Annotated in this window: 10 protein-coding genes; 8 read left to right on the forward strand and 2 right to left on the reverse strand. The window is 68.5% G+C overall.

The window, feature by feature from the left end:
• Nucleotides 1–2 precede the first annotated feature (2 nt).
• A complete protein-coding gene (locus B161_RS0100065; protein ID WP_018631300.1) occupies nt 3–998 on the reverse strand; it encodes an LLM class flavin-dependent oxidoreductase in 996 nt (331 codons plus the stop codon).
• 195 nt (nt 999–1,193) lie between these two features.
• On the opposite strand from B161_RS0100065, the gene B161_RS0100070 reads away from it, so the two are divergent.
• The 3 genes from B161_RS0100070 to B161_RS0100080 all read left to right on the forward strand — a co-directional run bounded on the left by B161_RS0100070 (nt 1,194) and on the right by B161_RS0100080 (nt 6,157).
• Nucleotides 1,194–1,994 carry an undecaprenyl-diphosphate phosphatase gene (locus tag B161_RS0100070; protein ID WP_018631301.1) on the forward strand — a complete coding sequence of 267 codons (801 nt, stop codon included), beginning with the start codon at nt 1,194–1,196 and terminating at the stop codon, nt 1,992–1,994.
• Nucleotides 1,995–2,183: 189 nt separating this feature from the next.
• Entirely contained in the window at nt 2,184–4,478 is a 2,295-nt protein-coding gene (locus tag B161_RS18375; protein ID WP_051085710.1) for a sensor histidine kinase, read from the forward strand.
• The gene (locus tag B161_RS0100080; protein WP_018631302.1) at nt 4,475–6,157 is read left to right on the forward strand and encodes a sensor histidine kinase; all 1,683 of its coding nucleotides are present in this window, start codon (nt 4,475–4,477) and stop codon (nt 6,155–6,157) included. Before B161_RS18375 ends, B161_RS0100080 begins: the two co-directional genes overlap by 4 nt.
• 3 nt (nt 6,158–6,160) lie before the next feature.
• Here the strand turns inward: B161_RS0100080 and B161_RS0100085 are convergent, their stop codons facing one another.
• On the reverse strand, nt 6,161–6,763 hold the full coding sequence (locus B161_RS0100085) for a glutathione S-transferase family protein (RefSeq protein ID WP_018631303.1): 603 nt from the start codon (nt 6,761–6,763) through the stop codon (nt 6,161–6,163).
• A gap of 153 nt (nt 6,764–6,916) precedes the next feature.
• Between B161_RS0100085 and B161_RS0100090 the strand changes: the two genes are divergently transcribed.
• From B161_RS0100090 to B161_RS0100110, 5 genes are all read left to right on the forward strand, one after another.
• Nucleotides 6,917–9,736 carry a valine--tRNA ligase gene (locus B161_RS0100090; protein WP_018631304.1) on the forward strand — a complete coding sequence of 940 codons (2,820 nt, stop codon included), beginning with the start codon at nt 6,917–6,919 and terminating at the stop codon, nt 9,734–9,736.
• Nucleotides 9,733–10,701 carry an ArgK/MeaB family GTPase gene (locus tag B161_RS0100095; protein WP_018631305.1) on the forward strand — a complete coding sequence of 323 codons (969 nt, stop codon included), beginning with the start codon at nt 9,733–9,735 and terminating at the stop codon, nt 10,699–10,701. Before B161_RS0100090 ends, B161_RS0100095 begins: the two co-directional genes overlap by 4 nt.
• A 265-nt stretch (nt 10,702–10,966) precedes the next feature.
• Nucleotides 10,967–11,914, forward strand: coding sequence for a cell wall hydrolase (locus B161_RS18380; RefSeq protein WP_018631306.1), 948 nt, complete (start codon nt 10,967–10,969; stop codon nt 11,912–11,914).
• 117 nt (nt 11,915–12,031) lie between these two features.
• Nucleotides 12,032–12,787: a sulfite exporter TauE/SafE family protein gene (locus B161_RS0100105; RefSeq protein ID WP_018631307.1), complete on the forward strand. Its 756-nt coding sequence runs from the start codon at nt 12,032–12,034 to the stop codon at nt 12,785–12,787.
• A gap of 11 nt (nt 12,788–12,798) precedes the next feature.
• Nucleotides 12,799–13,689 (forward strand): SDR family oxidoreductase, encoded by an 891-nt coding sequence (locus tag B161_RS0100110; RefSeq protein WP_040788844.1) that lies wholly within the window; start codon nt 12,799–12,801, stop codon nt 13,687–13,689.
• Nucleotides 13,690–13,723 lie beyond the last annotated feature (34 nt).

The following is a 13,723-nucleotide window of genomic DNA, read 5'->3' on the forward strand; positions in this document are numbered from 1 at the left end:
GGTCATAAGCCCATGGCTTCGGCGATCAGACGCAGGCTCTTCAGCCGAGTCTGGTGGTCGTAGACGTCCGAGACGATGATCAGCTCGTCGGCTTTGGTCTCCTCGACCAGCGCCTCCAGACCCGCCCGCACCGTCTGCGGAGAGCCGTAGACCGAGCGCGCCAGCATCCGCGAGACCTGCGCTTTCTCCTGAGGCGTCCAATAGCTTTCAATGTCGTCGACGGGCGGCTGGCTCAGGCCCCGGGCGCCGCGGAACATGTTCACGAAGGACATTTGCTGAGTCGTCGCGAGGCGGCGGGCTTCGGCGTCGGTTTCGGCGGCGATCACGTTCACGCCCACCATCGCGTAAGGCTTCCGCAATTGCTCCGAGGGCTGGAAGCGCGAACGATACATGTCCAGAGCGGTCAGCAGGACGTCCGGCGCGAAATGCGAGGCGAAGCTGTAGGGCAGGCCCAGCATCGCCGCCAGAGAAGCCCCGAAATGGCTGGAGCCGAGAATCCACAAAGGCACCTCCGTGCCCGCCGCAGGCACCGCCCGGATGCGCTGGCCCTCGCCCGCAGGCGCGAGGAAGGCCTGAAGCTCCAGAACGTCGTCGGGGAAGCGGTCGGCGGATTCGGGCTCGCGGCGGAGCGCCCGCAGAGTCAGCTGATCCGTGCCCGGCGCCCGGCCTAACCCGAGATCCACCCGCCCCGGAAACAGCCGCTCCAGAGTGCCGAACTGCTCGGCGATCACATAGGGCGCGTGATTGGGCAGCATGATCCCGCCCGCGCCGATCCGGATCTTCGTCGTGCCCGCGCCGATATGCCCGAGCACCACCGAAACCGCCGCGCTCGCGATGCCGGACATATTGTGATGCTCGGCCACCCAGATGCGGTTGAAGCCCCAATCCTCGGCGTGGGCCGCCAGATCCCGCGCGTTGAGCAGCGCCTGACGGGCGTCCGTCTCCTCCGTCACGCGGACGAGTTCGAGAATCGACAAGGGAAGGAGGGGAGACGCCATGGGGGGAGGTCCTCGACAGGAATAAGGCCTCTCATATGGGCGCCCCGACGCCGGAGGTTCAAGCGGGAGGTTGGAGGTCGGCGGGAGGTTCCAGCCCTCTCTGCGCTTTCGCGCCCTCGCGCCGCCGCGCGGATTGGACTAGCCTGCGCCGCCGCTCCCGAATTCCGGAGCTTCTCGGCGGAGTCCGCATCCGAAATGTCCCTTCTGCATATCCTCGTGCTGGCGCTGGTTCAGGGCGTCTTCGAGTTCCTGCCCATCAGCTCCTCGGCGCATCTGGTGCTGGTGAGCAAGCTCGGCGGCTTCCCCGATCAGGGGCCCTTGGTGGATCTGGCGCTGCATCTGGCGACGCTCTGCTCGATCTTCGTCTGCCTCTGGCCGGAGGTGCGGCGGGTCTTTCGGGGGCTCTGGCTCGTTCTGCGCGGCCGGTTTCAGGAGCAGGACGCGAAGCTCGCGCTTCTGCTCGTCCTCGCCTCGGTTCCGGGTCTGGCGGCGGGGCTCGGGCTTTACCTCATGGGCGGAGAGGGCGCGCATATGCGCTCGCTCAAGGTCATCGCCGCCGGCATGGCGGTCTTCGCGGTGGCGCTCTACGTGGCGGATAAGTTCTTCCCCGAAAATAAAGAGATCAAGGATCTCGGCTGGGGCGGCGCGCTGATCATCGGGCTTTCGCAGGCCTGCGCCTTCATTCCGGGCGCCAGCCGCTCCGGCGTGACCACCACGGCGGGACGATTCCTCGGGCTGACGCGCACCGAATCCATCCGGTTCTCGCTGCTGCTTTCCGTGCCGCTGATCCTCGCGGCGGGCCTCGCCGGAACCGGAGAGCTGGCCATGGAGGCCGATTCCGCCTTCCTGCGCGACGCGCTGCTCGCCTCTTTTCTGACCTTCCTCGTCGGCTGCGCCACGATCAAGCTGCTGCTGCGCTATCTGCAAAAGGCCGACATGACCGTTTTCGTGATCTATCGCCTTTTGCTGGCGGGGCTGCTCTTCGCCCTCGCCTGAAGCCTGCGAAACCAGAGGCGTAAGGCCCCGCGCGCGGCCCGCCGCGCGCAGGCGCCGAACCGTGAAGACGCGTCCGGGAGGAATCCGCCGCCGCCTTCAGCCCGCGTTCACCAAAATTTAGCCCTCGTCTTTCCATTGTAGGGGCGCGCCCTCAGCAGGCGCTTTCTCAGATGATGGATCAAGCCGGACATGTTGGGGCGACTCTCGCAAACTCTCGCCGTGGCGGCGATCGGCGTCCTGTTCGCCGCGGCGGCGCTGTTGTTCTTGGGTTCGTCCAAGACTCTGGACCGCCATGCGGACACCCCGCGCCAGCTCGCGGAGGCTCAGGCCGCCGCGGCCGACCGGCTGGAGACCATCCGCAGCGCTCTGGAGCGCATGGAGGCCGCTCTGGCCGCCGCGCAGGAGCCGCAGGACTCGCCGGAGTTCGCCCGCATCTTCCGCGAGGCCGCCGCGCAGACCGCTCAGGCCTCGCCCGCGGTGCGCGCCGTCGGCTATTTTCAGGCCGTGGAGGATCAGGCCGCCGCCGAGCTGATGGCCATGCACAACGCCGAAGGCATGACCCGCCTCACGCGCGGCGGCGAAAGCCTGTTCCTGCCTCTGCGCTTCCTCGCCTCCGGCCATAACGCCCAGCGCGGCGCCTTCCCCTTCACCGCAGGCAACCGCCTGCCCGCCGCCTATGTGGCCATGCAGGCCGCTCAGGACGCGCTCCGCCAGTCCATCGGCGAAGAGCGCGCCATGGTCTCGGCGCTGATCGCGCCCAACGGCGACCCCATCCACGCCCTGAATCTGGAGACGGGGCCTCAGGCCGTGGTCTGGATGCTCGATCCTCTGATCGCCGCGCCTGAAGCGCCCGCGCCGGAGATGCGGCTCATCGATCCTGAAAATCCCGAAGCCGGATATGAGGAAGTCCCGGCCCCGCCGCAGAAGCCCAGAGAATTCGGGCGGCTGAAGGGCGTGGTCGGCGCGCTGGTCGACGCCCGCCTGCTCGCCGGGACCGCCAACGCCCGGGTGCTTTATGGTCCGCTGGACGCCGCGGCCGTCAAGCCGAGCTTCGCCCAGCCCAGCGGCATGGCGCTCATGCGCGGCGCCGAATCTCCGTGGAGCCTCTCTTTCGGCTTCAACGCCCAGCGCTTCGATCTGGTCGGCGTCACGCCGGGCGCGCCGGGCGTGGGCGCGGTCGCCTCCATGCTGGTGCTGGCGGTCGGCGGCGGCCTGACGGGCCTCGCCTGGATCCTGCTGCAGGGCGAGCGCTCGCGCGGCGAAATGGCCGCCAAGACGCTCCGCGCCCAAGAAGCGCAATATAAGGAGAACGTCCGCAAGCTTAAGATCAGCGAGCAGCAATTCAAGCGGCTGGCCGAATCGACCGGCGTGATCCCCTGGCAGGCCAACCTCAAGGAGCAGCGCTTCACCTATATCGGCCCGCAGATCGAGACCCTCACCGGGTATCCGCCCGATTCCTGGTACGCGGTCGGATTCTGGGTGGAGCACGTCCATCCCGACGACCGCCAGACCGTCATCTTCGACGGCATGCGCAAGCTGCGCTCCGGCGACTTCACGACTTATGAATATCGCGTGCGCTCCGCCTCGGGGCGGGTGGTCTACATGCGCAACATGATGACCCTCGTCGCCGGACGCGGCAAAGGCGACAAGGGCGAAAAGCCCATGCTCGCCCATGGCTTCATGCTCGACGTGACCGAGATCAAGATGGCCGAGCGCCGCCTGCAGGAGGCCCGCGCCCTCGCCGAGGAATCCAACCGCACCAAATCCGAGTTCCTCGCCAATATGAGCCATGAGCTGCGCACGCCGCTCAACGCGGTGATCGGCTTCTCGGAGGTGATGAAGGACCAGCTCTTCGGCCCCATGGACGCGCGCTATCGCGATTACGCCCAGAACATCCATTCTTCGGGGCGTCATCTGCTCTCGCTGATCAACGACGTGCTCGACCTCGCCAAGATCGAGGCCGGGCGCATCGAGCTGGTCGAGGAGACCGTGGATCTCGCCGCCCTGCTGGCCGGATGCCGCACCCTCATGCACGACCGCGCCGCCAGCGCCGGACTCCATATCCGCATGGAGGTGCCCAAGCCTCTGCCCAGCCTGACCGCAGACGAGCGCCGCATCAAACAGGTGATCCTGAATCTGATGTCCAACGCGCTGAAGTTCACCCCGCCGGGCGGACGCGTCACGCTGCGCGCCGAGGTGCTGGAGCCCAAGGGCCTGCGCATCGCGGTGATCGACACCGGCATCGGCATGACGCCCGAAGAGGTCGAGATCGCCCGCGAGCAGTTCGGACAGCTCGACAGCGAACTCGCCCGCCAGAGCGACGGCACCGGACTCGGCCTGCCCATCGCGGAATCGCTCATCAAGCTGCATGGCGGCGAGCTGGAGATCCAGTCCAAGAAGGGCGTCGGCACGCATATGATCGTCTGGCTGCCCCTGAACCGGCTCGGACGCGCCGCGCGCGACGCCAATAAGGCCGCAGGATGACCGCCCCGCTCGCTCCCGTCCCGCTCGCTCCCGCCTCGGCGCCGGAAGCCGCCGCGCGGCCCCCCTCCGACCGCAGGCCCATGCTGCGGCGAGGGATGTTCCGTCTGGCGGCCGGCCTTGGGCTGGCCGGCTCGACTCTGGCGGCGGGCGCGCCCTGGACCCTCGCGCTCATCGCGCTGGGGCCGGGCCTCGCGGGCCTGACCCTCGGCGCCAAGATCGGCGAGCCGCGCGAAGAGATCTGGAGCTTCGTCGCCGGAGCTCAGGCGCTGGTGGCGGCCTCCCTCGCCGCGCTGTTTCCCGGTCAGGAGGGCGTGTTGCTGGCGCTCTGGGCGCTGGCGCCTCTGCTGGAGCCCGACGCGCCCCGGGCCTCTCCGCCGCTGATGGCGCTCTGCATGTCGCCTCTGGCGGCGGCGCCCGTCGCGGCCGCGGCTTCGGGGGCGGGCGGCGTCGGCCCGGCGCTCGGCGCGGTGGTCTTCGGCGCTCTGGCCTTCCTCGCCCTCGCCTTCGGGCAGGAGCGGACGCGGCGCGCCGAAGCCGGAGAAGCTGAGGTCCGCGCCGCCATGGCGCTCTTCGAGGAGCATGGCGGAGACGCCGTCCTCAAGGTGGATTCCGACGGCCGCGTCCGCGCCGCCCATGGCGCCATGCGCGGAGTCTTCGGCTTCGAGCCCTGCGAGGCTCTGGGGCGGCCTCTGGAGGCCCTGATCGCCGCCGAGGACGCGCCGGAGCTGCGCATGGCGCTCGAAGGGGCGCTTTATGAGGAGACCGGACGCAAGCTGCGTCTGCGCGGCCATGAGACCCGCCGCGAAGAGGCGCCGCTCAATCTTTCCCTCTGGCCTTTAGGGCCGCCGCGTCCGGGCGCGCTCTTCGAATGCCTGCTGCTGGCCCGCGACGCCCGCGAATCCATGGAGCAGGAGCGCCGCCTCACCGAGGCCGTGCAGAAGGCGCAGGCGGCGCAGGCGAGCAAGAGCCGCTTCCTCGCCAATATGAGCCATGAATTCCGCACGCCGCTCAACGCCATCCTCGGATTCGCCGAACTGCTGCGGCATCAGCAGGAATCTCAGGCCGCCCAAAGCGCGGAAGCCTCCAACGGCCAGATCAAAACCCATCTCGACGCCATTCTCGAAGGCGGACGCCAATTGCTGCGGATGGTCGAGGATCTGCTCTCCCTCGCCGAGGAGGAGGGCCCCGGCGTCCCCTCCAAGGAAGAGGCCTCCATCGCCGCCATCTTCGCCGATTGCGCGGCCCTCTCGGAGGGCGCGGCGCAAAAGCGCGGCGTGCGGCTGGAGTTCTCCGGCGCGCCGCTCTTCGCGCTGGCCGATTCGCGGCCCCTGACGCAGACTCTGCGCGGGCTGATCGCCCAAGCCGTGACCTTCACCTCGCCGGGCGGGACGGTGCGCATCTCGGCGGAGAGCGAGGGCGCGGAGGTCAGGATCGTCATCGACGACGAGGGAATCGGCATGTCGGAGGAGATGCTCCGCCGCGTGCGCGAGCCCTTCCTCGCCGAACGCACCGCCTATGTGGACATCGGATTCGGCGCCACCCTGCGCCTCGCCGGAGCGGTGCGGCTGGTCGAGAGCATGGGCGGGACCATGGACATCGATTCGGCGCCCCATCGGGGCACCACCATCACCATCCGTCTGCCGCAGGCCGAAGCCCGCGAGGCGCGTCTGACCGGCTGAGGCTCAGACCGCGCCGTCCAGAGCCTGCGCCTCGGCGAAGGCGGGGCGCCCGCGGCAGGCTTCGAGATAGGCCGTCAGGCGCGGGGTCGCCTCCAGAAGATCCCATTGGCGGAAATAGCCGAAGGCCGCGCCATACAGCGCGTCCAGAGCCGAGAAGCGCGCGCCTAAGAACCAAGGCCCCTCCTCCAGCAGCCCAAGCAGATAGCCCGCGACCGTCTCCGCCGGAGGCCAGCCCGCGGCGCCGTGCGGCGCGCGTCCGGCGGCCTTCTCCACGACGGCGGGCTCCAGAACCGAGCCGTAATGCGCCAGAAGGCTGAGATAGCGCCCGCGCCCCGCCTCGCCCGGCAGAGGGCCGAGCCCGGCCGCGCCGTAAAGATCCGTCAGATAGAGCGCGATGGCGGGCGTCTCGAAGACCGTCTCGCCGCCATGGATCAGCGCCGGAACCTTGCCGTAAGGATGCGGATTGGCGGGATCGCGCGCGCCCTCTCCGCTTTGACGCCGGATGGAGACGGCCTTCAGCTCGAAATCCGCGCTCAGCTCCTTCAGCAGCCAGAGAACCGCGAAGCTGCGCGAGCGGGGCGCATGATAAAACGTCAGGGCGGGCATGGGCTTTCTCTCCCGGAGGTTTCGGCGCCGCAGTCTGCGCCGCCGCCGGAGCTTTGGCGAGTCCCGCCTCCCTGCCTCTTGTCTCGCGCCCGCGGAATCGTCTAGCTCTAGCCTCCGATCACGGAAAAGCGCGAAAACACCCGGAGAGCCGCGATGACCATGGAGAAGCATTATGACCCGGCCGAGGCCGAAAAGCGCGTCGCGGCGCTCTGGGAGCAGGCCGGCTGCTTCCGCGCCGGCGCCGGGGCCGAACCCGGAGCGGAGCCCTTCTGCATCGTGATCCCGCCGCCCAACGTCACGGGCAGCCTGCATATGGGCCATGCGCTCAACAACACGCTTCAGGACATCCTCGTGCGCTGGAAGCGCATGCAGGGCCATGACGTGCTCTGGCAGCCGGGCACCGACCACGCCGGAATCGCGACTCAGATGGTGGTGGAGCGCAAGCTCGCCGCCGAACAGCAGCCCTCGCGCCGGGATCTCGGCCGCGAGGAGTTCCTCCGGCGCGTCTGGGACTGGAAGGCCGAATCGGGCGGGACCATCGTGAATCAGCTCAAGCGCCTCGGCGCGAGCTGCGACTGGACCCGCGAGCGCTTCACCATGGACGAGGGCCTCAGCCGGGCCGTGGCGCGGGTCTTCACGCAGCTCTTCAAGGAAGGGCTGATCACCCGCGCGAAAAGCCTCGTCAACTGGGATCCGCATTTCGAGACCGCCATCTCCGACATCGAAGTCGAGCAGGTGGACGTCAAGGGCAAGCTCTGGCGCTTCCGCTATCCGCTGGCGGACGGAATCTCCTATCGCCACCCCGTCGAATTCGACGAGGAGGGCCGGCCCACGGCTTGGGAGGAGCGGAATTATCTGGTGGTCGCCACCACCCGCCCCGAGACCATGCTCGGCGACATGGCCGTGGCCGTGAATCCCAAAGACGCGCGTTATGCGGATCTGGTCGGAAAATTCGTGGACCTGCCGCTGGTTCTGACGAACCGGCGCATCCCGGTCATCGCCGACGATTACGCCGACCCCGCCACCGGAACCGGCGCGGTCAAGATCACCCCCGCCCATGACTTCAATGATTTCGACGTCTGGAAGCGCTTCGTCGCGACCGATCCGGAAGCCGCCGCCCAGCAGCTCTGGAACATCCTCACGCCCTCGGCCAAGCTGAAGGCCGACGCCAGCTTCGAGGATCAGGCGAAAGACGGCTCCGCGCCTGCGGAGGGCTGGGTTTTCGAACGCATCCCGGAGGAGCTGCGCGGACTCGACCGCGAAGAGGCCCGCAAGCGCGTGGTCCTCTGGTTCGAGGCGCAGGGCCTCCTCGACGGAATCGACGACCATCCCCATAAGGTTCCCCATGGCGACCGCTCGAAGGTGGTCATCGAGCCCTATCTGACGAATCAATGGTTCGTGGACGCCAAGAAGCTCGCCGCCCAGCCGATTCAGGACGTGCAGAACGGCGCGACCAAGTTCTTTCCCGCCAATTGGGACAAGACCTTCTTCCATTGGATGGAGAACATCCAGCCTTGGTGCGTCTCGCGTCAGCTGTGGTGGGGCCATCAGATCCCCGTCTGGACCGACGAGGACGGCGACCTCTATTGCGAAGAGACCGAGACGCAAGCCTATGAGGCCGCCCGCGCCGCCAAAGGCCCCGGCGTGCGCCTGACGCAAGATCCCGACGTGCTCGACACGTGGTTTTCTTCGGCGCTCTGGCCCTTCTCGACGCTCGGCTGGCCGGACCAGACGCCCGAACTGGCGAAATATTACCCCAACAGCGTCCTGATCACCGGCTTCGACATCCTCTTCTTCTGGGTCGCCCGCATGATGATGATGGGAACCCATTTCATGGAGGAGACGCCCTTCCCCGACGTCTATCTGCACGCCCTCGTGCGGGATGAAAAGGGACGGAAGATGTCGAAATCCGTCGGCAACGTGATCGATCCTCTGGTGATGATCGACAAATACGGCGCCGACGCCACCCGCTTCACTCTGGCGAGCATGGCCGCCATGGGCCGCGACATCCGGCTGGCGGAAGGCCGCATCGAGGGCTCGCGGAACTTCGTCACGAAGCTCTGGAACGCCGCGCGCTTCTGCGAGATGAATCAATGCTTCCGCGTGGCGGGCTTCGATCCGAAAAGCGTGAAGCAGGCCTCCAACCGCTGGATCGTCGGCGAGACGGCCCGCGCCCGCGAGGCCCTCGACGCCGCGCTGAGCGCCTATCGCTTCAACGATTACGCCAACACGCTCTACGCCCATATCTGGAACGTCTTCTGCGACTGGCATCTGGAGTTCGCCAAGCCCCTGCTCGCCAGCGAGGACGAAGCCGTTCAGGCCGAGACCCGCGCCGTCACCGCCTGGGCCTTGGCCGAGATCCTCAAGCTGCTGCATCCGGCGGCGCCCTTCGTGACGGAAGAGCTCTGGCGGCTGACCGGCGGCGAGGACGCCCTCGCCCTCACCCGCTGGCCGACCTACGCGGCCGCCGATTTCGCCGAGGCCGGGGCTGACGACGAAATGGGCTGGATCGTCGCCTTCATCGAGGGCGTGCGTTCGGCCCGCAACGAGGTCAACGTGCCGCCCTCGGCGCAGCTGGAGCTTGTCCTCACCGACTTCACCCAAGAAGCCGCCCTGCGGATGCAGCGCAACGGCGCTTTGATTCGGCGTCTGGCGCGGCTGAGCGAATTGGCCGTGGCGAGCAAGCCCCCCGCCGGAGCCTTGGCCGTGACTCTGCGCGACGGCGTGGCGCATCTGCCGGTGGCGGGCGTCATCGACGTCGCCGCCGAGCGCGCGCGTCTCGAAAAGGCCGTCGAGAAGGCCGCTAAAGAGGAATCCGGCCTCGCCGGACGCCTCTCCAACGAGGCCTTCCGCGCCAAGGCCCCCCCCGAGGTCATCGAGGAGCAGGAAGAGCGCCTCGGCCAGCTCCGCGCCGATCTGGAGCGTCTGCGCGGCGCTTTGGGGCGGCTCGCCGGGATGGAGAAGGGTTCGTGAGCCTCGCGGCTTTGCGCGCGGGCGGCAAGCCCGCCCTCGCCAAGGCGCTGACGCTGATCGAGCGGGCGCCGCGCGCGCCCGAAACCCTCGCTTTGCTCGATGAGGCTTGGGCCGATCCGCAAGGCTTCGTCCTCGGGCTGACCGGCCCGCCGGGCGTCGGCAAATCCACCCTCACCGACGCGCTCATCCGCCATTGGCGCGAACAGGGCCTGAGCGTCGGAGTCATCGCGGTGGACCCCAGCTCCATGCAGAGCGGCGGCGCCCTGCTCGGCGACCGCGCCCGACTCAGCGTCTCGCCGGAGGATTCGGGCGTCTTCGTGCGCTCGCTGGCCTCGCGGGGCAGGCTCGGAGGCTTGGCGGCTTTGGCTTGGCCCTCGGCGATCCTCATGCGGGCGGTTCACGACCGCGTGATCCTTGAGACGGTCGGGGTCGGACAATCGGAGATCGACATAGCCGCTCTGGCCGACGTGGTGGCGGTTTGTCTTCAGCCCGCCTCCGGCGACGCTCTGCAATTCATGAAGGCGGGGCTGATGGAGACGCCCGACGTGCTCGCCGTGGCCAAAGCGGATCTCGGCGCCCCCGCGCGACGGGCCGCGGCGGATCTGCGGGCGGCCATGTCTCTGGCGCCGCCGCGCCTCGACGGCTGGAAGGCCCCCACTCTGCTGCTCTCGGCTCAGACCGGCGAGGGCCTCGCGGAATTCGTCGCGCAGGCGGAGGGACGATTCGCTTTTCTGGCGAAATCCGACTCTCTTCAGGAGAAACGCGCCGAACAAGCCGCCTCATGGATGCGCGAGGCCCTGCGGGATTCCTACGGCCGGGCGGGTCTGGAGCTGCTCCGCCGCGCCGCGCCGGAGCGCCTTTGGAGCGCCGGGGATGCGCCTTTCGTCGCAGAGGCCGCCGCGCAGGCCCGTCTGGAGCGGGTTTTCGCCCGCTTGGAGGCTGAATTTCTTAACTCTTTCGCGTGAAAGGGGCGGTCGCGCGCCTCCATCTGGACGATTGTTTTGAATTCAGCTACAGTCCGCGCCGTTCGGTAACTAATTCTGCAACTTTTCAGTAACCCAGTCACGGGAGACTGCGGCGCCCTCGTCCGTGAAGGCGCGTAAAGCTTTCCGTCACCGGATCGCGCTTGAATAGGCGCTCAAGGCCGCGGCTCCGTTTCTTGAGGAGGCCGGCTTCCGCGAAACCGCGGTCAGAGCCTGACAAGCCGACCGAAAACATGCGTAAGGATCCATGGAGACATCGCAGGTCTCTTCGGCGGTTCGACCCAGCGGCTCGCGCAGCTTCGCTCTTCGGTCGGTCGCCCTCGCCGCAGCCTCCCTGTCGCTCTTCGCGAGCGTGGACGCTTCGGCCACTCTGGACAAAATCTCCGAAGCCGAGCCGCCCATGGCTCTGCTTCTGGCTGAAGACGTCATGCGCTTCACCGTCGGCGAGAGCGCGGATTCCGTGCTGACCGCCGTCGGAGTCTCCGCGACGCCCGCCGACGCCCATTCGACCGTCTGGCGTCTGCAGGACGAAGGCTACGCGCTCGGCGTGGTTCAGGGCTTCGGCCTTGGCGGCGCCCTGCCCTCCATCGCCACGCCTGAGGCCGCGCCTGAACTGCGGGTGGCCTCTTTGGCGGATCTCTCGGGATTGACCGCCCTCGACACCGGCGCCCACGCCTTGCTCAAGGAAGGCCGCGACGCGGTCGGCGCGGCGGCCCGTCAGGCGCGCGCCAACGCCAATCCCACCGGCCGCGCCCGCGACCGCACCAAGGACGCCAACGCGGCCGCCGAAGCCAAATGCCTCTCGGACGCGATTTACTTCGAGGCCCGGGGCGAAAGCTACGACGGCCAGATCGCCGTGGCGGAGGTCATCCTCAACCGCGTCGAAGGGGCCGCCTTCCCCAACAGCGTCTGCGAAGTGGTCTATCAGGGCCAGCATCGCATGTTCGCCTGTCAGTTCTCCTTCGTCTGCGACGGCAAGCCCGAGGTCGTCGCCGACCAGCGCGCCTATCGCCGCGCTCAGGAGATCGCCAAGCTGGTGCTCGGCGGCGAGCGGCGCGGAATCAGCGCCGGCGGCGGCAAGGACAAGGCGACGCATTATCATGCGCGCTCCGTCTCGCCGAGCTGGAGCCAGGCCTTCAAACGCACCGCCACCATCGGCGAGCATGTGTTCTACGCCCGGCAGAACCGCCGCTGAGGCCGGACCTCTCCGCCCGCAAAGCAGCCTTGCGCGGGAGGAGGACGACATCCCGTCACGCCGTCCGGAGCCGCCGCTCCGGGCGGCGTCTTCACGCCGGAGAGAGCGCGGCCCGCGATGAGCCCTGAAGCCTTGTTCTGGACCGCCGCCGTCGGCGCGGCGGTGGTCTCCGGCGTGAGCAAGGGCGGATTCGCCCCCGGCGCCGGATTCCTCGCCACGCCCATGCTCGCGCTGACCAGCGAGCCCGCCATAGCCGCCGCCGTGATGCTGCCTTTGCTCTGCCTGATGGATCTTTTCGCGGTGCGCAGCTTCTGGGGGCTCTGGGACGCGCGGCAGGTCAAATCCATGGCGCTGGGCGCCTTGGCGGGGGTGGGCGCGGGCTGGGCCGCCTTCCATCATCTCGACGCCGATTCCCTGCGGCTGATGCTCGGGGCTTTGGCCTTGGGCTTCGTGGTCTGGAATCTGGTCAAGGGGCGGCTCAAGCCGCGCCCCGCCGTGTTTTCGGCGAAGCGCGCGGGATTCTGGGGCGCTTTGGCCGGATTCGCCAGCTTCTCGGCCCATGCGGGCGGCCCGCCCGCCACGATTCATCTGCTCTCGCAGAATCTCGACAAGACGCGGTTTCAATCCACCATGGCGGCTTTCTTCGCCTTCGCGAATCTGATCAAGCTGCCGCCTTACGCCGCGCTTGGACTTTTCCGCGCGGATGTGCTGACCATGGCGCTGGTTCTGGCCCCTCTCGCGCCCTTGAGCGTCTGGGCGGGGGCTTGGGCGCATCGGCGCCTCTCGGATCGCTGGTTTTTCGGCCTGACGCAGATGTGTCTTCTGGGGGCGGGGCTCAAGCTGGTCTGGGACGGCGCGGGCCTCGGAGGATGAGGGGAGAGCCTATGAGACGCATGGCCTTCTTCGGCTACGGCTATAGCGCGGCGGCGCTGAGGCGGCGTCTGGAGCCCGCGGGCTGGCGATTCCTCGCCACGGCCCGCAGCCCCGAGAAACAGGCTCAGGCCGAAGCCGAGGGCGTCGAGGCGCGGCTCTGGGCGGAGGCCGATCTCGACGAGATGCTCGGCGAGCGTTCGGCGGTTCTGGTCTCGGCGGCGCCGGGCGCCGGAGGCGTCGATCCCGTGCTGGCCCGCTGGGGCGAGGCGCTCGGGCGGCGGGCGGAGCGGGTGGGCTGGCTCGGCTATCTCTCGACGACTTCGGTCTATGGCGACTGGGGCGGCCAATGGGTCGACGAGGATTCGGAGCTGCGGGCCGTCTCGGCGCGGGGCCGGGCGCGAATCGCCGCCGAAGAGGCTTGGCTGGAGCTGGGCGCGCGCAGGGGGCTGCCGGTCCATGTCTTCCGGCTTTCGGGCATCTACGGGCCGGGACGCGGGCCTTTCGAAAAGCTGCGTTCGGGGCGGAGCGTCACGGCGGTGAAGCCGGGACAGGTCTTCGGGCGCATCCACGCCGACGACATCGCTCTGGCGCTCTCGGCCTCGCTGCTCAAGCCGAGGCCGGGCCGCGTCTATAACGCGACCGACGACCATCCCTGTCCGCCCGAGGAGGCCATAGCCGCCGCCGCCCGCCTGCTGGGCCGCGCCCCGCCGCCGGAGGTTCCGGTGGAGGAGGCCGGGCTCACCGAGATGGGCCGCGAATTCTACGCCGACAACAAGCGGGTTTCGAACGCGCGGATCAAAAAGGAGCTGGGGATCTGCTGGGCCTATCCGAGCTATCGGGAGGGCTTCGCCGCCATCCTCGCGCAGGAGGCCGCCGATTCCGCCATGGGGCGGCTGCTGTGAAGACGTAAACTCTCCCGAAAGTCCCGCGTCCTAT

The organism is Neomegalonema perideroedes DSM 15528, from assembly GCF_000374145.1.
In the GTDB taxonomy this organism is placed as follows: domain Bacteria; phylum Pseudomonadota; class Alphaproteobacteria; order Rhodobacterales; family Rhodobacteraceae; genus Neomegalonema; species Neomegalonema perideroedes.

What these genes read in the sequence shown, in the direction of transcription:
- B161_RS0100065 (WP_018631300.1), bottom strand. Translation starts at nt 998, where the DNA reads ATGGCGTCTCCCCTCCTTCCCTTGTCGATTCTCGAACTCGTCCGCGTG.
- B161_RS0100070 (WP_018631301.1), top strand. Translation starts at nt 1,194, where the DNA reads ATGTCCCTTCTGCATATCCTCGTGCTGGCGCTGGTTCAGGGCGTCTTC.
- B161_RS18375 (WP_051085710.1), top strand. Translation starts at nt 2,184, where the DNA reads ATGTTGGGGCGACTCTCGCAAACTCTCGCCGTGGCGGCGATCGGCGTC.
- B161_RS0100080 (WP_018631302.1), top strand. Translation starts at nt 4,475, where the DNA reads ATGACCGCCCCGCTCGCTCCCGTCCCGCTCGCTCCCGCCTCGGCGCCG.
- B161_RS0100085 (WP_018631303.1), bottom strand. Translation starts at nt 6,763, where the DNA reads ATGCCCGCCCTGACGTTTTATCATGCGCCCCGCTCGCGCAGCTTCGCG.
- B161_RS0100090 (WP_018631304.1), top strand. Translation starts at nt 6,917, where the DNA reads ATGACCATGGAGAAGCATTATGACCCGGCCGAGGCCGAAAAGCGCGTC.
- B161_RS18380 (WP_018631306.1), top strand. Translation starts at nt 10,967, where the DNA reads ATGGAGACATCGCAGGTCTCTTCGGCGGTTCGACCCAGCGGCTCGCGC.
- B161_RS0100105 (WP_018631307.1), top strand. Translation starts at nt 12,032, where the DNA reads ATGAGCCCTGAAGCCTTGTTCTGGACCGCCGCCGTCGGCGCGGCGGTG.
- B161_RS0100110 (WP_040788844.1), top strand. Translation starts at nt 12,799, where the DNA reads ATGAGACGCATGGCCTTCTTCGGCTACGGCTATAGCGCGGCGGCGCTG.